Below are 23,684 nucleotides of genomic sequence, written 5' to 3'. Positions count from 1 at the left end.
GGCTTTTTTATGTGTTCTTGTGTTTACCAAGGTCCATTTGGACGCAAACATAAATGCACAGTCACTTCGTCACGATCATGATATAAATGCTTACAAGCCAAGGTGAAATCAGTCACCTCATTTTCATGTAAAATGTCTGATAGTGTCGATAAAATCACACTGACTTCTTTGTAACGGCTTTTCATGGGTAACTTAAGATTAAAAATGGCTTCTTTAAACCAGCCGTTGATTGCCCACGCTTCTACCAGTTCAGCCACCCTTGATGGCTTCTCTACCATATCACACACTAACCAATGAATATTTTTTCTTGGTGGCTCAAATCGAAAACCATCGGCTTGATAATGCTTCACCTGGCCCGTTTCCATGAGTCCTTCATCCATCGGGCCATTATCGACAGCGGCCACAAACATGCCACGCCTCACTAATTGATAGGTCCAGCCACCGGGGCAAGCCCCTAAATCAACGGCATTCATGCCACTGCTTAAGCGTGTTTCTTGCTCTTCTTTAGGAATGAAATGGTTAAAGGCTTCATCGAGTTTTAGCGTCGAACGACTCGGAGCGTCTGACGCGATTTTCAATCTTGGGATCCCCATAAAATGAGGCGAACTGTTTTGGCTGAGTGAATATCCCACATAGGCCGTACCCGACGCCACAAAACACACATGAATAATCGGCCGCTTTGGATTTTCCTTCGCTAATAAACTGCCGGATTTTTTCAATGCTTGACGTAAAGGCACAGTAAACTTACGACAAAAACCCGAGCGTTCTTTGGCTTCATTGGTATCGGGGGTTTCAACTCTTAACTCACCCGCTTTTGACACATCCGCTAACGCTTCAACAATCGGCGTGGCTCTATCAGACTCAGGGAGATCCTTTAGTAATGCTTTAGCCGCAAACATTTGTCTGGCAAAAATCAATGAATCTAAAGCAATTTTTTGCGCTAAAATATCACCATCACCTTGATTAAAACACTGAAAAATAACGTATGCATCATTGGTATTGGTTTTAACAAATCCGCCAATATTTAACTGAGCAGCGCGATCTTGAATTTCTGCCGCACACTCTTTTTCGTAGCCTGCACGGCAAAATAAAAATAGGTTTATCATTAAGCTTCCTAAATATGATCAATCATGATCGATATGACCATCAATAATTGCCCGCCATTTTACACGGTATCGAGAAGCCTGTGTACTTTAACCGCTTCTATGTTGTGATCTCGCATCAAATATCGGCATTTCGTCAACACAATATGCCAAGAAAAAAACGCCGTTAAACGGCTATGTGACACAGGTTATACCAAATTCAGGTTACTTAAATTCATTGACCCGATTACGCCATACTGCTACGGCAATAAACAACCAACCCAATAAAAATGACAACCCCCCTAAGGGCGTGATGGCGCCTAACCACGCTTTTTGTGTCAATGCATAGACGTAAAGCGACCCCGAAAACAACACTATGCCTAAGATAAACAAGTAACCTGCCCAAGAAAGGATACGTGATGGTAGCCAATGACTTGCAAAAGCAACGGCGATAAGCGCGAAGGTATGGTAAAACTGATACTCGACCCCTAAATTAAAAATACGGATCATATCAACGGATGCCATGTCTTTTAAGCTATGTGCACCAAAGGCCCCCAATGAAACCGCCAAAAAACCACTTAATCCTGCTAATAATAAAAAACCACTGCGCATCTTCTCTCCTCCCCATTAACTTGCTTCAATAAATTGCTGACAATAAGTCACTGCCTGTGCCATATTCTCATCATAGGTCACACCAGAGGCTTTACGTGGCTTAAAACTATGATCGCCATCAATAAGCCACTGCAGCTGCGCGGCCTTCATTTCAGGCCAAGCATCAACAACACCTTTCCCCCCAAATTTATCTCGCTCACCTTGGATCACCAGTAAAGGCGCCTTGCATTCCACGATAGGCGACAGCCTTGGCTCACCCCCTTTTAAGGGAATAAAGGGATAACCTAAACAAATCACCCCATCCACCACCGTATCCGCAGCGACCATAGCCGCCATGCGTCCCCCCATGGATTTTCCCATTAAAATAACCTTCTTAGGAGAGTAAGTGTCTTTCAAAAAGGCAATATGCGCATTAAAATCAAGCATCAACTTCGGCGCTCTGTCAGGTGGTCTACGCTTACCGTCTAATGCATTGGCTCGCATATAAGGAAAATTAAACCGCACGACACGAATATTGTGACTCCCAAGCGCCGTCGCCATTTGCATCATAAAGTCTGAGTCCCTATTCGCCCCCGCACCATGGGCAAATATCACTAATATTTCAGTGCCTTCACCATCAACTAAATATTGACTCGCCTTATCTACCGCTTCTATATCTACTGCATCACTCATTGACTCGCCTTATCTACTACTTCGACAAAATCTACCACATCTACCACATCTACCACTTCACTCATTAACTCTCTTTTCCTTAACTGGGTAAGAGTTCACTGCGGGATCCTTCTTCAAACATACTCAGCATCCATTCTCTAATATAGTGCCGCTCTTTTTCCTTAACCGGGTAAGAGTTCACTGCGGGATTCTTCTTCAAACATACTCAGCATCCATTCTCTAAATGCGACAATTTTACCGACTTCGGCTAAATTCTGTTCACACACTAAATAATACGCATTTTTACTCACTAGCACATCCGGAAAAGGGCAGATTAATCGTCCTGCCTTGATTTCTGGACTGGCTAACACACTGTAACCCAGTGCCACACCTTGACCGTATGCCGCCGCTTGCAGCACTAATGAAGAATGACTAAAAATAGGGCCTTGGTTAACATTAATATCCCCCACACCTGTTTGTTTAAACCAAGCTTGCCAATCTTGGCGGCTTGCATCATGTAATAAAGTATGATTTTTAAGATCGGCAGGTGTATTGAGTGGCTTAGGGCCTTTGAGCAACATGGGGGAGCAAACAGGAATGAGGACTTCATTACGCAGCTTATCAGCATGGACACCTGGCCACTGACCTTGGCCATAATAAATAGCCACATCCACATCATCACTCAACGAACTTTGTTCATTATCCACCGCCTTAATGCGCACATCAATATCGGGATTAAGTTCGCTAAACTTTGACAATCTCGGTACCAACCATTGAATAGCAAAACTAGGGGAAGTACACACAGTTAATGACCCGATAGCACTGCGTGCTAATAGCCTATCTGTGGCGTCAGATAACTGGACAAATAAATCTTTTATATCTAAAAAATAGCTCTGTCCTTCTTCAGTTAACAGTAAAGAGCGATTTTTACGCCGAAAGAGTTTTAACCCTAAAAACTCTTCTAAAGCCTTAATTTGGTGACTCACAGCAGCTTGGGTCACAAACAATTCTTCCGCTGCACGAGTAAAACTCAATTGTCTCGCCGCTGCCTCAAATGCTTTGACGGCATTCAATGGGGGTAATCGTTTTGGCATAGTGATCTAGCTCTCATTTTTGGATTAGTTTTTCTAATCCTGATTGTTACATTTTATCCTTTGTAAAAGCCAGCACTTTTGTGTAAATTTCGCGCTATCGCAATGACTGCAAATGTGACCCTTTAAACCATACTAGCTGGGAGGCCAAGTAAAAATGTTATCTTTTAAAATCCCTATGATCTTTATCATCCTATGCGCTGCTTTTTTTGCCAGTAGCATTCAAGCCAATGACGACTTAATCAATACCAGTGAGTTACATGCTAGCATAAACGCTGAACTTAACTTAAAAATGGAAGAATTAAAGCAGCAACTGAGTCAAGATAGAGATACGATTTTAATTGCTGAAGAGCAAATAAGTGATACCACCACTCAATAAACTTTAATGATTCTCCCATCTATAAAATACCAATCTGAGTAAATAAGTGATTATTCAGCGGGAATAAAAAATACGCTAGGCAAGGCAGCTATTTGAAGCTAATAGTTACTCTATATCGAAAATAGGTAACGTTGCATAGCGTATTTTTAAACCCACACAGGGTGAGCCGCTCAGGCATTTCACTTCTGTGTTGCATTCATTTGAAAGGGATCACCATTACGGCATAAATGCGCCTTGAATTGAAACGCCTGAGCGACTCTGAATTGATCATTTATTTACTCAGATTGGTATATGATGATTAAGCTTATAGTCAATAAGCTTAATCATCTGCATAGTTCTCATTCATTATTCTCCTCAAAAACATGCTCATTCGAACTATTATCGAACCCAGCTCACTCCTTCAACATCAACTATGCTCACCACATGATGCCTTACACCTTAAGTGAAACATGACTTGGAATGTAAGACAGAACAGAGTTATGCGCACCATTATTGAGCCTTTTCGTATAAAAATGACAGAGCCCATCCACATCATTTCAAAAGATGAGCGAATACCATTAGCTTTTCCAAGGCAAGTTTACACACAAAATCATTTCGATTATATTATTGAAGTTATTAAAAAAGTGTGGAAGATACGGCATAGCTATACAGGGCTAAAGATCACCAAACAACCTAAAATGTTACGTCATTTTTCATGTCATTTTGAAAACATCACTTGAGGCAAAAACTCCCCCCAAGTGAAACCCCTTCACCTTACAACAATAATGAGAACAACAATGAAAATCTTTGCGTTTGCTGCCAGTACTAGTCGTCAATCCATCAATAAAAAACTCGTCACTTATGCCTGCAGTTTAATACCAAATGCCAACATTGAAATCGTCGACTTAAATGATTATGAGCTCCCTATTTTTAGTGTCGATAGAGAAGAAGACTTGGGTCACCCTGCACTCGCCCAAGCTTTTTTTAATAAAATTACCACTGCTGATAAACTTATCATTTCCTTTGCTGAACATAATGGATCTTACACTGCTGCCTACAAAAACCTCTTTGATTGGCTTTCTCGAATCAACAATAAAGTGTTTCAAAACAAACCCACTTTATTACTTTCCACCTCACCTGGACCGGGAGGCGCTGCCAGCGTGATGAAGTCAGCCTTACATTCTGCGCCCTTTTTTGCAGCAGATGTTAAAGCGTATTTATCTATTCCCCGTTTTTTTGATAATTTTGATGTTTCAAATAATATCATCAATAACAGAGAAATAAATGCAGAGCTTCAAGTTGCAGTAGAGCAACTCTGTTTTGATATTTTCAATGAAGTCATCAATAATGAAGAGATGAATACGGAGCCACTGTCTCCCGTCGAATAGCGTTAAACTATGCTAGCCAATCACGCCAAACGCTCTAATAAAAGGTGATTGGCGTGACTCGATAACACCTATGAATATTGCAGTATCATATCTTATAAAAAGGATTGATTATGCACAAATCCACTGCCTTATTCTTACGTTTTTTATTAGTCCTTCCCCCCTATATCTTTTCCTATTCCGCACAGGGGAGCATAAAAAATAACTTAGACACTTGCAGCATCGTAGAAAAAGCGGACATTCTTGCGCCTGCCACCTTACAAAACCACACCGTTTATTTATCCTGTCACTTATCTTTATCTGCGACTGATATCCTAACCAAAAAAATCATCATTCAAGGTGAAGCAGCCTCTGGTGTTCAACTCAATTGCAATCATGGTCTCATCGATATGAATTCGGGCATAGCAGCGGGGATCTTTGCTCATTCAGACAATACAATAACCATCCAATCAGTTAAATTATCCGATAGCACATGGTCCGCTCCTGAGAACATTACTGTCGAAAATTGCCATATTAAAGGCAATATTCGTATTATCGGCATGGGAAAAAATGGCGAAGCACAAAATGTCAACGCCTCTTCACAAACCCTCGGGCATACTCAACGAGCCAATGATGCCGCTCCCCACCATATTATGCTAAATAATCTCACTATTGAATCCATTGTTCGTACCCCTTTATATATTGCCCCCGGTGTTCACCATGTCACCTTTCAACATTCTAATATTCAAGGTAGCTCCAGTTCCGTTGCCTTATACCTTGATGCAGAATCCAATTATAATCATATTTTAAATAATCAATTTCATGCCAGTGGCCCACGAGAGGTAATGGCCCTTGATGGCTCAGCCTTTAATACTGTGAGTGGCAATTTGTTTTCTGCTATCAATCATGGTGGAATTTACCTTTATCGTAATTGCGGTCAAGGAGGTACGGTAAGGCATCAAACACCGAGTCACAACATCATAGAGCATAATTACTTTTATTATGATCAATACACAGGCAATAACCCCGCTATTTATATCAGCGCGCGCAATGGCAATAAAAATTACTGCGAAGATGATAGCGATGCAAATTTACCCGGCACAAGCTCAACTGACAATAATGATAACGCCCAAAATAACCTTGTTCGCTATAACCAGTTTTTAAATCGAGATCCAACCGCTTATTTACGCTTTGGATTAAGATTGGAAGATGCTTATCTCAATGTGCCAAGCACCTATGGCAACAAGCGAGTGAGTCAATTTCATTTCGGTGCCACATTAACCCCTTCAATGTTGAGCCCAAGCAACATGACCTACGACTCAAGCTGCCAGCGTTATGTTTATTAAAAGTTAACGGGCATTCTAAAAACAGCATTAAAAAAGGCCATTATATTCAATATAATAGCCTTTGTATTTTATCTATTGCGGTATTGCTTAAGGGCGGTAAACCTTCACATTAGTGTAGCCTTGCTCTTGCAAATACAAGGTCTGCAGTTTACTCATGACCCCACGGTCACAATATAAAAGATACGTTTTTTCTTTATCAAAATCGCCAAATTGCGTGGCGAGCTTGTAAAATGGCACTTTTTTCACTTCGATGCCATCAAGCGTTAACGGCGAGAGCTCTTCTTCTTCCGGCGCACGGACATCAATCACCACTTCACCTTGATTAATGGCATCTACAGTTGCCGTTTCAGTGATCTGTTGATCCATTTCAGTCGCGATGTCCTTAATGCTAATCACCTTAGATTCGGCCAAGACCCTTTCGATGAGATCCTCAGAGAATTTTGCTTCTTCTTTTTCAATCTTAGACAAAACCGCTTTCACCGTAGGCTTTTGAGAGATCACGCCACAATATTCAGGAATAGATTTGGCGAAATCTTCTGTGCCAATCTCACGGCTAATATCTATGATGTCTTGTTTATCCATCGCAATCAAGGGGCGTAAAATCAGTTGCTCTGTGCACCTATCGATAACATTCAAATTGGTCAAGGTTTGGCTAGACACTTGGCCCATGGCTTCCCCTGTCACTAATGCTTGAATACCCATACGCTCAGCCACTTTCGCCGCTGTTCGCATCATCATCCGCTTCAGAATAACGCCCATCTGACCATTATCGACTCGCTCTAATAACTCTTGCACAACAGGGTCGAAAGGCACGGAGATAAACTTCACCTTATGGGATTCACCGTACTTCTTCCATAAATGGTAAGCTACTTGCTTTACGCCGATTTCGTGCTGATCGCCGCCTAAATTAAAGAAACAAAAATGCGTCCGTGAACCACGTTTAATGAATTGATAACTCGAGACTCCTGAGTCAAAACCACCGGATATGAGCGACAACACATCTTCTTGGGTCGCCATGGGAAAGCCGCCCAACCCTTGAATACGCTTATCCACGAGATAAAGCTGGTCTTGATCAATTTCAAGGTTAACCGTAAGATCTGGCCCCTTTAATTTCACACCGACTGCATCCGTAAACTGATTGAGTCCGCCGCCCACATAACGCTCGACTTCAATCGAATTAAAGTCATGCTTACCAGCACGTTTTACTCGAACGCAAAACGTTTTACCCGCCAACTCATCTTTATAAGCCACTAACGTTTGCTGATAAATATCATCGATAGACTCAAAGGTACTGACGTTCACTTGTAAGATATGCGCTATGCCCGGAATGCACGCTAAACGCTCACCAAAGGCCTCTATTAAATCTGCTCTGTCGTCAGGCACCATGATCATGATTTTGTCCCACTGACGCTGTACCTTAGCACTTTCGTCAACATTTTTAAGGACATTTCTTATATTGGTTTCCAGCATTTTGGTAAAGCGCATTCTTACCGGCTTGCTTTTCATCATGATTTCAGGAAACAGTTTTACGATAAATTTCATGGGCGTTCCGAACGAAGAGATTAAGGGTCAATAAACGGAGCGGGATTATAGCATAGCGCGTTTAGCCGATATAGTAACAGAAAAACAAAATCCCCTTTAATCCATACCACAAGACTTATTTTGATGAATATTGCACGAATTCAATAATGCGGTTAAAAAAGGGTTTAGCTTGCGCTGCCAATGTCGGCGGTGACAAAACCAATTTCAAATTACGGCTACCATCACCAGAGTTATAAGCTATTTCATCTGAAAATAATGTGATGGGGACAAGCTTCTCTCGTTGAACCAAAGTTAATATGGCTTTTAATACAGATATTTTATTGACTTCAATCGCAAAATGGCCTATCGGAAACCGATGAGGAATATTCACTTGATCTTCAGGACCAAAGCCTTTTACAAATGGATAGAGCCCTTGCGTAGAATCAACATACAGATTTGCCATACGAATAAGCGTATTTTCATAAGGCTGGGCATATTGACGATTAAGATCGGCCAACTGAAAAAGCTCTAAATTTCCCAAAAGGGCATTTCCTTTCAGTGGACTAAAATAAATGCGACCAATTCCCACAGCCTTAACATTTGAATTATAGCGAGCAATTTCCTTCACTACACTTGTAGAAAGAAACAATAGATTACCTTGCTTTGTAACATTGACCCCTGAAGGTAACTTATGATGCTTCAGCCCTAAACGAGGGCTTAGTTGCATCAATACCTTAAAATAAAAATCAATTGGCCCAAAAAGCTCCCGCCCTACATGGTCAATATGGGCATTGTTTCTCACTTTTTCCAATAATGACATTGGTAGCACTTGCTTAAAAAATTGATATTGGTTCGCAGAATACAACACACTTAAAGCCTGTGCTAAATTATAGCAATCCGCTTTAACGAGCCGTCTTGCCAATACCTGATCTTGCACGCCTCGCGTTTGTAAGTAAGGGATAACCCCTTTTTGATAATCAGGGTCTTGTTCAAAATCATAGTCAGCCAAAGGCCGAAACCTGTCAGCTAACGCCACTCCTAACCAAGCATGAGGAGCTAAAATAGCGCTGCGCTCATCAGAAGATAGCTGTTGTTGACTCTTAGCTTGGCTCTGCGCTGATCCAATAACCAAGGCCAAGTAAATGAAGCCTATTATTCTCAACTTGGACATACTCACTTTGATTGCCATAATAACTGACCTACTTTAAAAAAAACGAGATCCGATTAAAACGCTAAGTCAACACAATTTTAGTGTTAAAACATCAACAAACAACTGAAATACAATAACAAAATAATATCAAATGAGCTAACCCACTGTGTTCAAGGTCATTATTGTGGTCATGCGACTTATTCAACAATTAGCTCCTTCTACACATGAATATTTTCTCTCTTCACTCATAATAAACTACTGGTTAGAGCCATTTTAGACCTAAATCATAGGATTAACGGTAGCTTTCACGGCGTTCGTTAGAAATAACTATTGCCATCCATATTATCTCAAATGACCTTGGATGAATGTATCAATAATTTGATTAAAATATTGAGCATTTTCAATAAAAGGAAAATGCTTACCTCCTTCATCTTCTTCAAAAATAAAGATCTTTGAATTTAAGATTTGTTTACTTGCCCAAATTAATGATGAATAAGGTATGAAACTTCCTATTCCACCTATCAATAGAGTAGGGATCGTTATTTTACGGAACAAAGAGCGCCAGTCTTGTTGAAAAGAGTCATATAAAATAATAGATACATTCGAATGAGAAAGAGCTCCACTGCTCTCAATAACTAAATTTCTTTGTTCAAATGTTGCTTTATTCGATAAGGCAACATTTGAATCGACAAACAATTTAACAAAAGAGTCTTCATGACTAGACTTTATTTGAGAACACAATCTTTTAACACTGTTTATATTAGATGTTGGCCCATAATTTCTAATCTCTTTTTGGGTCCAAAGTGGATTAATTAAAGGGACTGCGGATCTATCTATAAAAATCAATTTATCTAATAGAGAAAAACCAAATTGTTCCAAGTAAGAACAAATCACACTCGCGCCAAAATTATGGCCCAGTAAGCTAACATTAACCAATTTTAAATGTCTGATAAACTCATATAAATCCCTTGCAAAATGAGCAATATTATATCCATAACTCACTTTTTGAGATAAGTGATGACCTCTCATATCTAAGGCTAAAACACGGTATTTTTGACTTAATTGTTCAAGTTGGTATTTGAAAATTTGACTTGAAAAACCCAATGCTGGAAGCATGACAAGAGAAGGACCCTCTCCTCTATCCAAGAAGTGTAATCTCGCTTTATCACTCGTTATAAAATAATGATCTTCATAAGAACCGTACGGCATTTCAATTCCAGCATAAAATTAAAGGCATATCTATACTTATTAATGTAGACATAAATCGAGTGTAATTCACACAATGCCACATAATATATAGAACAACTCATTCTACTGGAAATGATAATAGACTAAAAACCTTATCCCCCTTCACAACTCGGTTTTTAACAAAGTCCACAGTGCTTCAAATTTGTGTAGAAGAGTTAGGACTTGGTGCGTAAAATTTCTGTTTAATTGACTTTGAATTTTTCGACTAAAATATAATTGATGATCCGTCAATAAAAAATTCGGTTTCCTGATGAAAAAAAATAGCCTTATTAAAAAAGATCTAAAAACGCAATCTAGAACGATTAGCAGACGAGATTTTTTATATTCCACTTCCCTTTTGACCATTGGCACCATCAGTGGATGTAACACTGAAAATGACTCAAATTATCTGCAAAATGAACCTGTGACAGTCATTAGTACACTGAAGACTTAACGAGTCAATAAGCATATCCATATCAACAATTCCCCAAGCACAAATAAGAGAATATCATTCACCTTTATTTGAAGGCCAAGTCAAAAAACACACTGCAAGCAATAAATGACATTAAGGATACGATTACCAATAACTCACACAACAGCCCACCCAACAACTCACACACCTTATATTAGCAACGCTTACTCAATCATAGATGTCACAGTCTTCATTTGAAGACTCACTCCACACTGATCTCATCGGATAGTTTCGGCTTACCTTGTTCGATAGCGATTTCCACTCGGCGGTTACGGGCGCGATTAAGCCGAGTATCGTTATTTTCCAGCGGCTGAGTTGAGGCCATGCCTATGACTTTCATACGAGTTTGATCAAAGCCTTTCACTCGAATGAGTTCATGTGCCACGGCTACGGCGCGGCTGCTGGAGAGATCCCAATTGGATTGATACAGTTCATTGGCAATATGGCGATTATCAGTGTGCCCCGATACTGTGATGATCCCCGGCACATCTTTTAATAAATCACCAATACGACGAATAACAGAAGTAAATTGCGGCTGTAAAAAACCCGACCCCGAGGCGAAAGCCCCCTTTTCACGAATACGAATAATGATTTGTTGTCCCAGAGATTCAATTTCAATGGCACCATCGACAATTTCTTCGTGAAGGGCTTGGGCCATTGTCTTCACTTTTTGGTTTATCTCTGCTTGCGCCTGTTCACTGGCAGTTAATTGTCCTTGGCTCGCTTCCACCGCCGATGTGGAAGCTTGTCCCCCACGAAGCTTGCCTTTTTGTGCTTGTATGCCTCCCACAGTGTCATCATCACCGGCTTGAAACGTCAGCATAGGCTCTGTAGGCTCTCTCGTGTGCTGATTAATGATTGACAGCGGCGTATTCTCAGGACGACCGGGACGAAATTCAAGCGCTATCACTGACGTGCCTTTGGGAATATCTTTAACATCGACATGATTTTGCACACCGAATGCATATTTCATCGATCCCGCAATTTGCTTGAATTTCATCACATCCATTTCAGAAAAAGTGAGCAATAACACAAAGAAACACATCAATAAAGACATGAGATCAGCAAAAGTCGCCAGCCACATGGGTGCTCCTGGCGGCGGACAATCACAATTTTCTTTGCGCTTTCTCATGACTTAGTTACCATCCATGGTATTGATGGTACGATGCTTCTCTGATAAGTAGTTTTTCAAGAAACTCTCTATCACTCTCGGGTTCTGCCCATCTTGAATAGCAAGAACGGCATCCATGATCAAATGCCGATTGAGCATTTCCTCTGTCATTCTTAAGGACAATTTATCCGCAATGGGAATAGCTACCATATTAGCTAGCACTGCGCCATATAAGGTGGTTAACAAGGCCACAGCCATAGCAGGACCGATAGATTTTGGGTCATCCATATTGGATAACATGCCTACTAAACCAATTAAGGTGCCTATCATACCCATTGCGGGTGCCACATCCCCAAAGGCTCGAAAAATCCCTATGCCCAATTTATGCCGCTGCTCCGTTAAAGCAATATCTTTTTCAAGGGCATCTCGCACCACTTCACTGTCATGTCCATCGACAAGCATATCAACGGCTTTCTGTAAAAAGCTGTTATTGATTTGCGCTTCTTCTAGAGCGAGAAACCCCCCTTTTCTGGCTGCATCAGCCATGACCACCACTTGTTCAATGAGATCATCAGGCGTATCTAACTTAAACATAAAGGCTTTAAACGCAATTTTTGCCGCGCCAAAAAACTGTTTTAAGTTGTATTTAATCATCACTACAAATAAGGAGCCTAACACCACAATTAAGATGGAAGGCACACTAAAAAAAATCTCTAACCCGCCACTATTTGTCATTGCAATCACGACAAAAACAAACGCGCCAATCAAGCCAATTAATGTTGCTAAATCCACAATGTTCCCTTACTTCACTTCTTTACTGTTAGAACAGCTGATTGATGCCAACTTCAACGGAACTGAAAAATGACCTCATCATACTATCGGGCCGATACACAAAACATTAAGCATTAAATGATCAAATTAATAATAAAATGGCCTATTCGCTCATTAATCCAGCATTCGCACAGCCAGACTCTTCGCATCAAAGACGCCTAATGATTTCTTTCTTAAAAACTCGGCATGAATGTATTTTTTTCAACCTCATTGATACAAATTGGCTTGACTTGTCAAAAAGTCTTCACGAATTCTGCTTAATGAGCAGAAAACAGGCACCAGAATTTGACCCAGCACCTTGCCTGATATACCGTGTGTATCGCTTAAATTGAGGAATTGTCACTGTGGCCAAAAAACCTGAAAATCTCACCTTTGAAGAATCGTTATTCGAACTTGATACAATTGTGACTGACTTAGAACAAGGCGATGTTTCCCTTGATGATGCGTTAAAACAATTTGAACGCGGCATTAAACTGGTTCGAAGCAGTCAGCAAAAATTAGACAGCGCCCAACAAAAAGTCGCTATCTTAATGCAAGAGGATGGTGAGGAAACCTTAACGCCTTATCAGCCAGAGGATGTGTAATTGTTACAAACAACAATCGAACAATATCAACACAGGGTAGATGCCTACTTAACGCAAATAATTACTGCGTTACCCCTCTCAGATGAACGTCTTAAAGCCGCCATGAAACAAGGTGTCCTTCAAGGTGGAAAACGCATTCGTCCTTTTCTGGTCTATGCCATTGGCGACATGCTTAATCTTGACCTTAATAAACTTGATGCGGCCGCTGCGGCCGTTGAGTGCATTCACGCGTATTCCCTGATCCATGATGATCTCCCTGCGATGGATGATGATGCCCTAAGACGTGGACAACCGACATTACATATTGCCTTTGATGAGGCCACTGCGATTTTAGCCGGTGACGCACTACAATCCCTGGCATTTGATATTATCAGCCGTTCTTCAGATCTTGAGCCAAAACAACATTTATCTATGGTGCAAGCCTTAGCAACCGCCTCAGGATATAATGGAATGTGTGGTGGGCAAGCCATCGATCTTAATGCCACTGACAAGCAAATTGATTTAGCCACGCTGACTCAGCTTCATCGTCTGAAAACAGGTGCGTTGATCCGCTGCGCGGTTGAACTGGCGATCATTGCGGCTAACCTCGACACTGATGAACGTCAACACTTATTCGATTTTGCCGATGCCATTGGACTGGCCTTTCAAGTACAAGATGATGTACTGGATATCACAGCCAGTACCGAAGAACTCGGTAAACCTCAAGGTTCCGATACCGATGCCAATAAAAGTACTTACCCCAAATTACTTGGTTTAGCAGGTGCGCAACAAACTGCACACACTTTAATCCAAGATGCACTATCAGCGCTGGCCAAATTACCTTACAATAGCCAGTTAATTGCCGAGTTTGCTCGTTACATTATTGAGCGAAGAGTATAAAAAGAGACAAAGAATCTCGTTATGAGCTGTGATAAATCTCCATTTCCTGTGCTTGAACAGGCTAACACTCCCGAAGAGCTAAGACAGCTACCTCAGTCTGTATTACCTCAAGTTGCTGATGAGCTTAGAGCTTTTTTGCTCAACTCCGTGGCAACCTCAAGTGGGCATTTTGCTTCTGGCTTAGGCACAGTTGAACTCACTGTTGCCTTACATTATGTTTATAATACGCCTTTTGATAGATTGATCTGGGATGTTGGGCATCAAGCTTATCCCCACAAAATCTTAACTGGTCGTCGCGAGAAAATGCATACCATTAGACAAAAAGGCGGTATACATCCTTTTCCTTGGCGGGAGGAAAGCCCTTTTGATACTTTCAGTGTGGGTCACTCTGGCACGTCAGTGAGTGCCGCTTTAGGCATGGCCATTGCTGCTGAAAAAGAACAAGCCAATCGAAAAGTAGTGGCCGTCATTGGTGATGGCGCAATGACTGGTGGCATGGTTTTTGAAGCCTTAAATCATGCCGGCGACATTCACAATGACATGTTAATTGTGCTCAATGACAATGAAATGTCGATTTCTGAAAATGTCGGCGCGCTGAATAACCATCTCGCACAATTAATGTCTGGGCGTTTTTATACCAGCATACGTGAAAGCAGTAAAAAAGTGCTGCAAAACATGCCGACCATTAAAGAAATGGCAAAACGCACAGAAGAGCACCTCAAAGGCATGGTCGTCCCCGGCACCTTGTTTGAAGAGTTTGGTTTTAATTATATTGGCCCCATTGATGGCCATGATGTGGACTCACTTGTGGAAACCTTGCGTAACATGCGCCAGCTAAAAGGGCCACAAATTCTGCATATTATGACCAAGAAAGGCAAAGGCTATGAGCCCGCCGAAAAAGATCCTATCGGCTGGCATGCAGTCCCTAAATTTGATCATACTCAATTTAAAAAACCTGCAACCAAACCTAGCTCACCCACTTTTTCTCAAGTCTTTGGTAAATGGCTGTGCGATGTTGCCCAAACCGATGAGAAATTACTCGCAATAACGCCAGCGATGCGAGAAGGTTCAGGCATGGTCGAATTTTCCCAGCGTTTTCCCAAGCAATATTTTGATGCCGCCATTGCCGAACAACATGCCGTCACTTTGGCAGCTGGTCTGGCTTGTGAGGGCTATCAAGCGGTAGTTGCGATTTACTCCACTTTTTTACAGCGTGGTTATGATCAACTAATTCATGATGTGGCACTGCAAAAGCTGCCAATTTTGTTTGCCATTGACAGAGGTGGTATTGTGGGCGCCGACGGGCCAACCCACCAAGGTGCCTTTGACTTAAGCTTTATGCGCACTGTGCCTAATATGGTGATCATGACACCATCAGATGAAAATGAATGCCGTCAAATGCTCTACACTGGCTACCGCTATCAAGCAGGCCCAACAGCGGTTCGCTATCCGCGAGGCTCAGCAACAGGAGCTCAGCAGATTGAAACATTAACCGCCATACCTATTGGTAAGGGCTCGGTTAAACGCCAAGGAAAAAATGTCGCCATTTTAAATTTTGGCACCTTACTGGCCAATTGTGAACAGGCCGCAGAGACACTTGATGCCACTGTTGCCGATATGCGCTTTGTCAAACCCATAGATATTGATTTAATCACCAACTTAGCTCAAGAACATGATGTACTTGTCACCGTGGAAGAAAATGCCATTATGGGCGGCGCAGGCTCTGCAGTGCTGGAAGTGTTACAGCAGCAAAAATTACTTAAACCCGTCTTACAAATTGGTCTACCCGATGAGTTTATTAAACATGGCGCAGCCGATGAAATTTTAGCGGATCTACAACTCAATAGTGACGGCATTTTAAAACAAATTAAAGCCTACCTTGAAGATTAATTGCCTTAACCCTTAATCTGCACTCAGGTTTTCAAAGCCCTTTTGGTATCTAGCAATACAAAACGGGCTTTTTAAAATCCCATTTTTACTGCGGTTGATTAAGCCTGTTGGCCCACTTCAGTGTTCGAGCACAACAATAGGCTATCGAACCGGATACACATGAGAACTGAAGATCAGTATGAAAAATAGAATGTAGGTAGCAGTTTTAATCAATAGCCCATTAAGCAACAAAAAAGCCAGTTAATCGCAATTAACTGGCTTTTTATTGTATTCTCATCAAGAGCCATAAGGCTCACTGATTACGCTTCGCCTTGCGACACCATCACCATGGCAGGGCGCAATAGACGTTCATTGAGCACATAACCTTTTTGCATCACAGCCATAACCGTATTAGCAGGGAATTCGCTACTTGGTTGCATACCAATAGCTTGATGCAAATCTGGGTTAAACGCATCCCCTTGAGGGCTCACTTGTTTTAAACCAAACTTATCAACCGCTGCCACAAAACCTTTCAGGGTTAGCTCAACACCTTCATAAAGACTCTTGGTAACTTCGGCTTCGGCATCTGTTCCTTCTAATGCGCGCTCTAAATTATCCAGTACAGGCAATAATTCATTGGCAAATTTTTCTAAAGCAAATTTACGCGCCTTTTCAACATCCATAGCCGCACGACGACGAATATTATCCACTTCAGCGGCTGCGCGTACAACAGAATCTTTTTGCTCATTTACTTTTGCTTCAGCCGCTTTTAACGCTTGTTCTAATTCTTCAACGCGAAAATTAGCCTGAGTCAATTCATCCATCAAGCTTGCTTCAGTTTCTGCCGCTTCTTCAGCTTCGTTAATCAGATCCCCTTCCAACACGTCTTCTGACACGATTTCAATCTCTTCTGCTTGAATGTTTTCAGCTTTATTCGATTCTTTACTCATTTCTGCTCCGACTAAAAATGCTTTGTTTCTGCAAGTTATGAGCATATTATGGGGATCTATTCTAAGGTTTCAAGGTCTATACTGCGAACAAAGGATCAAATATGTTATGACAAGTCAGTTTAAAACGATCGGTCTGATCGGTAAACCCAATCATCATGGTACCCACCTCACGCTAAAACGCTTGATTAAGTGGTTATGCGCGCAAGGTTTTACGGTTCTTGTTGAAGATAGAGTCGCTGATGAAATAGACACTCAAGTGAAAGCAGTTGATCTGCTCGAACTGGGTGAGCAATGTGATTTAGCCATTGTTGTAGGTGGCGATGGTAATATGTTGGGTGCGGCGCGAGTCCTGTCTCGATTTGATATCTGTGTCATTGGTGTCAATCGTGGTAATTTAGGGTTTTTAACCGATCTTCCACCAGAAGGTTTTGAAGATATATTACAACCTGTGCTTCAAGGAGAGTTTGAAACCGAGCACCGTTTCCTATTGGAGGCTGAAGTTCATCGCCACGGCGAACTCAAATCTTGTAATACCGCAGTCAATGAAGCGGCTTTACACCCAGGTAAAATAGCCCATATGATCGAATTTGAAGTCTATATCGACGACAAATTTATGTACAGTCAACGCGCCGACGGCATGATCATCGCCACACCAACAGGCTCAACCGCGTATTCTTTATCGGCAGGTGGCGCCATTTTAACACCCAATTTAGAAGCGATGATTTTAGTGCCTATGTTTCCACACACTTTATCCAGCCGCCCTATTGTGGTTGATGCCAAAAGTACCATTACCTTAGTTGTTTCACCCCACAACGGTGATAATTTAGAAGTGAGCTGTGACGGCCATGTGCATTTATCTGTTTTACCGGGGGATAAAATTATCATCAAGCGAAGCGAGGATACTTTAAAACTCATCCACCCCAAAGGACACAGTTATTTTCATGTGCTGAGAAATAAACTGGGATGGGGAAGTAAGTTATTTTAAAATAAGGGCAGTAAAGAGTAACTTTAACAATGCTTTGCTGCCCTTATTATTGGGATTATACTTACTTTCAAAATCGAATAAATAGTCACCTTAATAAAGTATAACAATAAGATAGAGACTTTTTTTAAAACATATGTCGTAAAAGTGCATTTTTATAATCAAGTGAATATGCCAATATAGTCTATCATCTTCAGAAACGGCTTTTACTGTCAGGTCTTTCTCACAGCACGCTCACCTTCTTTAATCTTAAATTTTGTTATTTTTTACTTTTAAAACAATCAGTAAAAAATAAGAAACCACTTTTATCGTCATGAGTTCAAGCAAAAAACCACCAAACAATAAATTAAATAATTATTAACATAAATTTAATTATTAGTTAACAAAAGATAACCAAACATATATTATGGATATATATTATAATAAATTAGAATGAGCTCATTTATAGATAACAACTTGATCTTTATCAAGTTACAACTTTTTTACTATATACAAATTTTATGGACTTCAACATAGATAACAAAGCTCAGCTCAGGATAGTGGATGTCTTTAATCAAAGCGTGGTCGAGTTAGCCAATGACACTTTAACGCCTACTTTCTATTAAAGGATCTACATTTATGTCGCTTATTTATAAGCTCACCCCCCTTGCATTCGCTATTGGATTAAGCATGTCTGCTCAGGCTGCGCAATGGCACTCACTTTCAGACAATAATATCAACAACTCGACTTCCATAGACAGCTCTTCTTTATTACAACAACTCAATTTAAATGATGAATACCAAGTACAAGAAGTCCGTCGCGTAGCCATTGCTGATGGAAAAGAAAAAATTAGGTACAAACAACTTTATCAAGGGATCGAAGTATATGATGCCAATATTGTTGCGCAAGCTAATGAATGGAACATTGAACAAGCACAATTTGCCACTACATTACAAAATATAAACGTTGATCTCACCAGTACCACACCAAAACTCACCTCAGCTCAAGCTTTTGACACTTTACTCCAGCAACATTTATTGTCCGGTAATATTGAGAACAAACAAAGCCAATTGTTTATTTACATGGATACAGACAATAGGGCACGATTAGTCTACCAAGTGTCTTTCTTTGATGCAGGTCACAATCCGAGCCGCCCCTTTGCCATGATTGATGCTCATACTGGTGAAGTGCTTGAGCAATGGGATGGACTTAATCATGCCCTTATCGGAACAGGACCAGGCGGTAACGCCAAAACCGGTGAATATGAATATGGTACTGACTATGACTTTCTAGATGTTACACAGTCAGGTAATACCTGTACCATGAACAACGATAATGTCAAAACCATTAACCTTAACGGTTCAACATCCGGTTCAACCGTACACAGCTTCACCTGCCCACGTAATGCATTTCAAAGTATCAATGGTGCTTTTGCGCCGTTAAATGATGCTCATTTCTTTGGCGGTGTGGTGTTCAATATGTACAATGATTGGTATGGCACCGCACCGTTAAGCTTTCAATTAACCATGCGGGTTCATTACTCTAGCAACTATGAAAATGCCTTCTGGGACGGTTCGGCAATGACTTTTGGTGATGGCGCCAATACCTTTTACCCATTGGTGAGTTTAGATGTGTCTGCTCATGAGGTGAGCCATGGCTTTACAGAACAAAATTCAGGCTTGGTGTACAGAAACCGTTCAGGCGGTATGAATGAAGCTTTCTCTGATATGGCGGGTGAGGCAGCTGAGTTTTTCATGTATGGCAGCAATGATTGGCTAGTGGGTGCACAAATTTTTAAGAGTGATGGCGCATTGCGTTATTTTGCAGATCCCACTTTAGATGGTAGCTCTATTGGTCATGCCGATGACTATTCTTTTGGGATGAATGTTCACTATTCTAGCGGTGTGTTTAATAAAGCGTTCTACTTACTAGCCAACACAACAGGTTGGGATACGAAAAAAGCCTTCGCCATTATGGTCAAAGCCAATCAACTTTATTGGACATCCAACTCAGACTTTGATGAAGGTGGCTGCGGCGCCAAAAAAGCAGCTGACGATTTAGGTTATGACTCTGCAGACGTGATCAACGCCTTTAACCAAGTGGGCGTCAATGCCAGCTGTGGAGATACCCCTCCTCCCAGCGAAGCTGTCGAACTTGTTAACGGCGTAGCGCTTGCTGATTTATCAGGCAATAGCAGTTCACAAACCCATTATTTTATTGATGTACCTGCAAACGCAACGAACTTAAATGTACAAATGAGCAGTGGTAGCGGCGATGCGGATCTGTATTTAAAATCCGGTAGCCAACCGACCACTAGCAGCTATGATTGTCGTCCTTATAAAAATGGCAACGATGAAACCTGCAGTGTACCGGCTCCCGATACCGTTCGTTATTATGTGATGCTCAATGGTTATTCCAGCTATGCTGGCGTCACATTAGTGGCAAGCTTTGACGGCGGGGATGACAATGGTGGCGGAGATAAATTTGAGAATAATACCTCTGTTTCTATTCCCGATAACGACAGCGCAGGTGCCACCAGCAATATCGATGTGACATTGGACACAACCCCTTCAAGTGTCAGTGTTAACGTCAGTATTAGCCATTCCTATATTGGCGATCTTGCTGTGACACTCACCAGTCCCAGTGGTGAGAGCTTCAATCTGCACAGCAATTCAGGGGGAAGCAGTAGTGACATCAATGAAACCTACTCACTGAATTTAAGTGGTGATAATGTCGGTGGCAATTGGCAGCTTAAAGCGGTTGATAGTGCTCGGTGGGACACAGGCACCATTAATAGCTGGAGCCTGACATTTTAAGTATTAGAACTTAACAAAAGAGCAGCGCGTTAGCTGCTCTTTTTACCTGCTTTTATTAGCTTATTTTTAAATATTAAGCCAATAAAATAAATCCGACAAAAGCCAGCGCAGCAGCAATCAAGGTATAAGGAAGCTGAGTTAAGCCGTGACTCAATAGATTACAACCTGCTCCCTGGGCTGCTAAAACAGTTGAGTCCGAATAAAAACATGCTTGGCTGCCAAAAGATGATGCTGACAATAATGCACCAATGACTAAGGGAAGATCCGCATTAACCGACTGTGCCAATGGCATCACAATGGGAATAGACACAGCAAAAATCCCCCAACTCGATCCTGTCGCAAACGCTAATAATGCCATGGCAACAAACACTACCGCTGGTAAAAATTGTGCTGTCATAAGCGGTGATAATGATTCAATAACATATTGTGATAAGAATAAGTTATCGCAAACATCTTTGAAAATAAATGCAGCCACAACCGTACCAATAGCAGGCAACATGCTTTTAAAGCCATCTAACATTTGCTCCATCATTTCTGACAATGGCATAAGCCTTTGTAGCCAATAATACGGGATTGTTATCGCCAAGGTTGCCAGTAACCCTAACCATATATCAATATCAAAATACACAGAAAAACCCACTAACAATACAATAGGCACAAAGAAATTATGTAAAGCGCCATGGGGATCTGCCTGCTCAAACTCTTCCTCTATGGCTTTAAGTGCATATTCATCCGCTGTTGTGACATCATGATGATCTAATTCATTGGCAATAAATTTTCCCGATAAAGCAGCTTCTTGTGCCGTTTTCATTGTCCCAATTGCTGGGATAATGCCCATGATCACTAATAACACCACCATTATTGCAAGCCATGCATAAAGCATATAAGGAATGGCTTGCATGTAAACCTGAAGCCCCTCACCTTGAGCCGCAATACCATTATCGACTAAGAGCCCACCAAAAAAGACAGCCCAAGTCGATAAAGGAACCAAAACGCAAATGGGCGCAGCAGTTGAGTCAACCACATAAGCTAACATCTCTCGAGAAACGTGAAATTTATCCGTCACTCTTTGCATAGTAGATCCAACCGTTAATGCATTCAGATAATCATCAATAAAAATAATCACTCCAAGAAAAAATGTCACCATGAGCGATGATTTTTGACCGCGAGCAAACTTTAATGCATATCGCCCAAAAGCACTAGCTCCCCCTGTACGCACTAATAACGCAATAAGGGCCCCAAAACTGCCACAAACAAGAATAAGCCAACCTATGGTTTCATCGGCCATCACTTTTAATGAGATCTGAGAGAAATTAACAAGCACTTGGCTGGGGTTGATTAACAATAGTCCAATAATTGACCCCATTATTAAGGATAAAATTGGGCGACGTAGCCCAATCGCTAAAGCAATGACCACCACAGGCGGAATAAGGCTAATCACACTTGGCTCTGGCATAACGAACTGCTCTCTGTATTATTTTTCTAAGTCTATAACTCATTTTATGAATAAATTAAGAACAATGGCTTTTTAAGCCATTGTTCTTAATTTAAAACTACCGCACTGGAAAATAAATCGCCATAGATAACATGTCAATAAAAATCAGCTAACTTAGAGACTTTCTGTCGAGACAGTAATAAATGGCTATCCCTATCACTATTCCCCAAAAAGCACTGCCAATATGTAAAATCGTCACTCCAGAGGCCGTAATGACGAACGTGAATAAAGCGCCTATTTCTTTGTGTTCTAATGCCGTTAATAAGCTGCTGGAAAAGGTGCCTAATAAAGCAAGGCCAGCAAGCCCCATCACTAACGCACTAGGAAATAGCTGCAATATTTGTGCAACCGTTGCAGCAAATAATCCCAATAACAGGTAAAAACCACCGGCCCATACCGCAGCCCAATAACGTTTGTTTTTATTGGGATGAACTTCTTCTCCCATGCAAATTGCTGCGGTAATAGCGGCTAGATTAAAGGCAAAACCGCCAAAAGGGGCTAAAAATAAGCCAGTGAGTCCCGTTGTTGTGATCAAAGGAGAAGCGTTCACGGAATAACGATGTGCTTGCAATACAGCCAGTCCGGGTAAATTTTGAGAGCACATGGTGACAATAAATAAGGGCACTCCAACCCCAATTAACCCCGCATAGCTCCATGTCGGTTCAATAAAAACGGGGGTCGCTAAATGCCAATGTAATGTGTTGAAAGACAACTCTCCTGAAAAATCACTCACCACAATCCCCACAATGAGCACTAAAGGAATATTAAATGTTGGCCAGCGATATTTTCCCAACAAATAGAAAAGTAACATGGTTAAAATCAGCACGAGGTGGGCTTGCGCCGCAACAAAAATATTCAATACAAACTGAAGCAATATGCCTGCAAGCATGGCTGAAGCAAGCGATTGAGGAATAAACCGCATTAACTTATCCATTAAGCCAAATACGCCACATAAGGTAATGAGTAATGAACACATCAAAAAACCGGCTATGGCTTCGTTTAAGCTCACACCACTTAAGCTGGTCACCAAAAGTGCAGCCCCTGGAGTTGACCACGCAGTGAGTAAAGGCACCTTATAATATAACGATAAGAATAAGCTTGATAAACCCATGCCAACGCCGAGTGCCCACATCCATGAGGTTATTTCAGAGGCAGATGCGCCTACCGTATGCGCGGCATTAAACACTATCACCGCAGAGCTGGCATAAGCAACAATCACTGTCACAGCGCCAGATAAAGCTAGGGAGAGTTGATCTTTTAACGCCATAATTATTCCTTTTTACTATAAATATCAATTAATTACATTTAAAGAC

Annotated in this window: 21 protein-coding genes; 9 read left to right on the top strand and 12 right to left on the bottom strand. The window is 41.3% G+C overall.

Translation table 11 applies throughout. From position 1 onward, the window contains the following. Positions 1–23 precede the first annotated feature (23 nt). The 4 genes from rlmM to Q0779_RS01060 form a co-directional block, all read right to left on the bottom strand. A complete protein-coding gene (rlmM, locus tag Q0779_RS01075) occupies positions 24–1,106 on the bottom strand; it encodes a 23S rRNA (cytidine(2498)-2'-O)-methyltransferase RlmM (protein WP_298768607.1) in 1,083 nt (360 codons plus the stop codon). A gap of 201 nt (positions 1,107–1,307) precedes the next feature. Then, the gene (locus tag Q0779_RS01070; protein ID WP_298768605.1) at positions 1,308–1,694 is read right to left on the bottom strand and encodes a DUF423 domain-containing protein; all 387 of its coding nucleotides are present in this window, start codon (positions 1,692–1,694) and stop codon (positions 1,308–1,310) included. 15 nt (positions 1,695–1,709) lie between these two features. After that, on the bottom strand, positions 1,710–2,366 hold the full coding sequence (locus Q0779_RS01065) for an alpha/beta fold hydrolase (protein WP_298768603.1): 657 nt from the start codon (positions 2,364–2,366) through the stop codon (positions 1,710–1,712). Between the two features lie 161 nt (positions 2,367–2,527). After that, positions 2,528–3,439 (bottom strand): transcriptional regulator GcvA, encoded by a 912-nt coding sequence (locus tag Q0779_RS01060; protein ID WP_298768601.1) that lies wholly within the window; start codon positions 3,437–3,439, stop codon positions 2,528–2,530. Positions 3,440–3,593: 154 nt separating this feature from the next. Between Q0779_RS01060 and Q0779_RS01055 the strand changes: the two genes are divergently transcribed. The 4 genes from Q0779_RS01055 to Q0779_RS01040 all read left to right on the top strand — a co-directional run bounded on the left by Q0779_RS01055 (position 3,594) and on the right by Q0779_RS01040 (position 6,504). Beyond that, positions 3,594–3,815 carry a hypothetical protein gene (locus Q0779_RS01055; protein ID WP_298768599.1) on the top strand — a complete coding sequence of 74 codons (222 nt, stop codon included), beginning with the start codon at positions 3,594–3,596 and terminating at the stop codon, positions 3,813–3,815. A gap of 479 nt (positions 3,816–4,294) precedes the next feature. After that, positions 4,295–4,534, top strand: coding sequence for a hypothetical protein (locus Q0779_RS01050; RefSeq protein ID WP_298768598.1), 240 nt, complete (start codon positions 4,295–4,297; stop codon positions 4,532–4,534). A gap of 57 nt (positions 4,535–4,591) precedes the next feature. Further along, the gene (locus tag Q0779_RS01045; protein ID WP_298768596.1) at positions 4,592–5,182 is read left to right on the top strand and encodes an NADPH-dependent FMN reductase; all 591 of its coding nucleotides are present in this window, start codon (positions 4,592–4,594) and stop codon (positions 5,180–5,182) included. Between the two features lie 110 nt (positions 5,183–5,292). Continuing rightward, a complete protein-coding gene (locus Q0779_RS01040; RefSeq protein WP_298768594.1) occupies positions 5,293–6,504 on the top strand; it encodes a hypothetical protein in 1,212 nt (403 codons plus the stop codon). A gap of 87 nt (positions 6,505–6,591) precedes the next feature. Here the strand turns inward: Q0779_RS01040 and thiI are convergent, their stop codons facing one another. From thiI to pomA, 5 genes are all read right to left on the bottom strand, one after another. Further along, the gene (gene thiI / locus Q0779_RS01035) at positions 6,592–8,046 is read right to left on the bottom strand and encodes a tRNA uracil 4-sulfurtransferase ThiI (protein ID WP_298768592.1); all 1,455 of its coding nucleotides are present in this window, start codon (positions 8,044–8,046) and stop codon (positions 6,592–6,594) included. Positions 8,047–8,161: 115 nt separating this feature from the next. Continuing rightward, positions 8,162–9,214 (bottom strand): hypothetical protein, encoded by a 1,053-nt coding sequence (locus Q0779_RS01030; RefSeq protein WP_298768591.1) that lies wholly within the window; start codon positions 9,212–9,214, stop codon positions 8,162–8,164. Positions 9,215–9,517: 303 nt separating this feature from the next. Then, complete coding sequence (locus Q0779_RS01025; RefSeq protein ID WP_298768589.1) at positions 9,518–10,384, bottom strand: alpha/beta hydrolase; 867 nt, start codon at positions 10,382–10,384, stop codon at positions 9,518–9,520. 692 nt (positions 10,385–11,076) lie between these two features. Then, positions 11,077–12,006 (bottom strand): flagellar motor protein MotB, encoded by a 930-nt coding sequence (locus Q0779_RS01020; RefSeq protein ID WP_298768587.1) that lies wholly within the window; start codon positions 12,004–12,006, stop codon positions 11,077–11,079. A gap of 3 nt (positions 12,007–12,009) precedes the next feature. Further along, positions 12,010–12,777 carry a flagellar motor protein PomA gene (gene pomA, locus Q0779_RS01015; protein ID WP_298768585.1) on the bottom strand — a complete coding sequence of 256 codons (768 nt, stop codon included), beginning with the start codon at positions 12,775–12,777 and terminating at the stop codon, positions 12,010–12,012. 383 nt (positions 12,778–13,160) lie between these two features. Here pomA and xseB point away from each other — a divergent pair, with 383 nt between their 5' ends. Genes xseB through dxs form a run of 3 tightly spaced genes read left to right on the top strand, consistent with a single transcriptional unit; the run spans position 13,161 to position 16,169 of the window. Beyond that, positions 13,161–13,400, top strand: a complete 240-nt coding sequence (xseB, locus tag Q0779_RS01010; protein WP_298768583.1) for an exodeoxyribonuclease VII small subunit — start codon at positions 13,161–13,163, stop codon at positions 13,398–13,400. Then, positions 13,401–14,279 carry a (2E,6E)-farnesyl diphosphate synthase gene (gene ispA / locus Q0779_RS01005; RefSeq protein ID WP_298768581.1) on the top strand — a complete coding sequence of 293 codons (879 nt, stop codon included), beginning with the start codon at positions 13,401–13,403 and terminating at the stop codon, positions 14,277–14,279. Positions 14,280–14,300: 21 nt separating this feature from the next. Then, positions 14,301–16,169: a 1-deoxy-D-xylulose-5-phosphate synthase gene (gene dxs / locus Q0779_RS01000; protein WP_298768579.1), complete on the top strand. Its 1,869-nt coding sequence runs from the start codon at positions 14,301–14,303 to the stop codon at positions 16,167–16,169. A gap of 299 nt (positions 16,170–16,468) precedes the next feature. Here the strand turns inward: dxs and grpE are convergent, their stop codons facing one another. Then, complete coding sequence (grpE, locus tag Q0779_RS00995) at positions 16,469–17,098, bottom strand: nucleotide exchange factor GrpE (protein WP_298768577.1); 630 nt, start codon at positions 17,096–17,098, stop codon at positions 16,469–16,471. Positions 17,099–17,204: 106 nt separating this feature from the next. Here grpE and nadK point away from each other — a divergent pair, with 106 nt between their 5' ends. Together nadK and Q0779_RS00985 are read left to right on the top strand one after the other, a co-directional pair. Beyond that, positions 17,205–18,083 (top strand): NAD(+) kinase, encoded by an 879-nt coding sequence (gene nadK, locus Q0779_RS00990; protein WP_298768575.1) that lies wholly within the window; start codon positions 17,205–17,207, stop codon positions 18,081–18,083. Positions 18,084–18,698: 615 nt separating this feature from the next. Then, positions 18,699–20,876 (top strand): M4 family metallopeptidase, encoded by a 2,178-nt coding sequence (locus Q0779_RS00985; protein WP_298768573.1) that lies wholly within the window; start codon positions 18,699–18,701, stop codon positions 20,874–20,876. Between the two features lie 73 nt (positions 20,877–20,949). Here Q0779_RS00985 and Q0779_RS00980 read toward each other — a convergent pair whose 3' ends face one another. Together Q0779_RS00980 and Q0779_RS00975 are read right to left on the bottom strand one after the other, a co-directional pair. Continuing rightward, positions 20,950–22,332 carry a Na+/H+ antiporter NhaC family protein gene (locus tag Q0779_RS00980; protein ID WP_298768571.1) on the bottom strand — a complete coding sequence of 461 codons (1,383 nt, stop codon included), beginning with the start codon at positions 22,330–22,332 and terminating at the stop codon, positions 20,950–20,952. A 148-nt stretch (positions 22,333–22,480) separates the two neighbouring features. After that, the gene (locus tag Q0779_RS00975) at positions 22,481–23,638 is read right to left on the bottom strand and encodes a benzoate/H(+) symporter BenE family transporter (protein ID WP_298768568.1); all 1,158 of its coding nucleotides are present in this window, start codon (positions 23,636–23,638) and stop codon (positions 22,481–22,483) included. Positions 23,639–23,684 lie beyond the last annotated feature (46 nt).

Origin of the sequence: uncultured Shewanella sp., from assembly GCF_947491715.1 — a bacterium.
Classification (GTDB): domain Bacteria; phylum Pseudomonadota; class Gammaproteobacteria; order Enterobacterales; family Shewanellaceae; genus Shewanella.
The sequence above is the reverse complement of the archived record's forward strand: the minus strand, read 5'-3'. Positions and strand labels throughout refer to the sequence as shown.

Excerpts from the sequence above, each read along its gene's own strand:
- nadK (WP_298768575.1), top strand. The coding sequence starts at position 17,205 with ATGACAAGTCAGTTTAAAACGATCGGTCTGATCGGTAAACCCAATCAT.
- Q0779_RS01055 (WP_298768599.1), top strand. The coding sequence starts at position 3,594 with ATGTTATCTTTTAAAATCCCTATGATCTTTATCATCCTATGCGCTGCT.
- Q0779_RS01070 (WP_298768605.1), bottom strand. The coding sequence starts at position 1,694 with ATGCGCAGTGGTTTTTTATTATTAGCAGGATTAAGTGGTTTTTTGGCG.
- dxs (WP_298768579.1), top strand. The coding sequence starts at position 14,301 with ATGAGCTGTGATAAATCTCCATTTCCTGTGCTTGAACAGGCTAACACT.
- Q0779_RS01045 (WP_298768596.1), top strand. The coding sequence starts at position 4,592 with ATGAAAATCTTTGCGTTTGCTGCCAGTACTAGTCGTCAATCCATCAAT.
- Q0779_RS00975 (WP_298768568.1), bottom strand. The coding sequence starts at position 23,638 with ATGGCGTTAAAAGATCAACTCTCCCTAGCTTTATCTGGCGCTGTGACA.
- Q0779_RS01025 (WP_298768589.1), bottom strand. The coding sequence starts at position 10,384 with ATGCCGTACGGTTCTTATGAAGATCATTATTTTATAACGAGTGATAAA.
- rlmM (WP_298768607.1), bottom strand. The coding sequence starts at position 1,106 with ATGATAAACCTATTTTTATTTTGCCGTGCAGGCTACGAAAAAGAGTGT.
- Q0779_RS01050 (WP_298768598.1), top strand. The coding sequence starts at position 4,295 with ATGCGCACCATTATTGAGCCTTTTCGTATAAAAATGACAGAGCCCATC.
- grpE (WP_298768577.1), bottom strand. The coding sequence starts at position 17,098 with ATGAGTAAAGAATCGAATAAAGCTGAAAACATTCAAGCAGAAGAGATT.
- Q0779_RS00985 (WP_298768573.1), top strand. The coding sequence starts at position 18,699 with ATGTCGCTTATTTATAAGCTCACCCCCCTTGCATTCGCTATTGGATTA.
- Q0779_RS01030 (WP_298768591.1), bottom strand. The coding sequence starts at position 9,214 with ATGGCAATCAAAGTGAGTATGTCCAAGTTGAGAATAATAGGCTTCATT.
- Q0779_RS01040 (WP_298768594.1), top strand. The coding sequence starts at position 5,293 with ATGCACAAATCCACTGCCTTATTCTTACGTTTTTTATTAGTCCTTCCC.
- Q0779_RS01060 (WP_298768601.1), bottom strand. The coding sequence starts at position 3,439 with ATGCCAAAACGATTACCCCCATTGAATGCCGTCAAAGCATTTGAGGCA.
- Q0779_RS01020 (WP_298768587.1), bottom strand. The coding sequence starts at position 12,006 with ATGAGAAAGCGCAAAGAAAATTGTGATTGTCCGCCGCCAGGAGCACCC.
- thiI (WP_298768592.1), bottom strand. The coding sequence starts at position 8,046 with ATGAAATTTATCGTAAAACTGTTTCCTGAAATCATGATGAAAAGCAAG.
- Q0779_RS01065 (WP_298768603.1), bottom strand. The coding sequence starts at position 2,366 with ATGAGTGATGCAGTAGATATAGAAGCGGTAGATAAGGCGAGTCAATAT.
- Q0779_RS00980 (WP_298768571.1), bottom strand. The coding sequence starts at position 22,332 with ATGCCAGAGCCAAGTGTGATTAGCCTTATTCCGCCTGTGGTGGTCATT.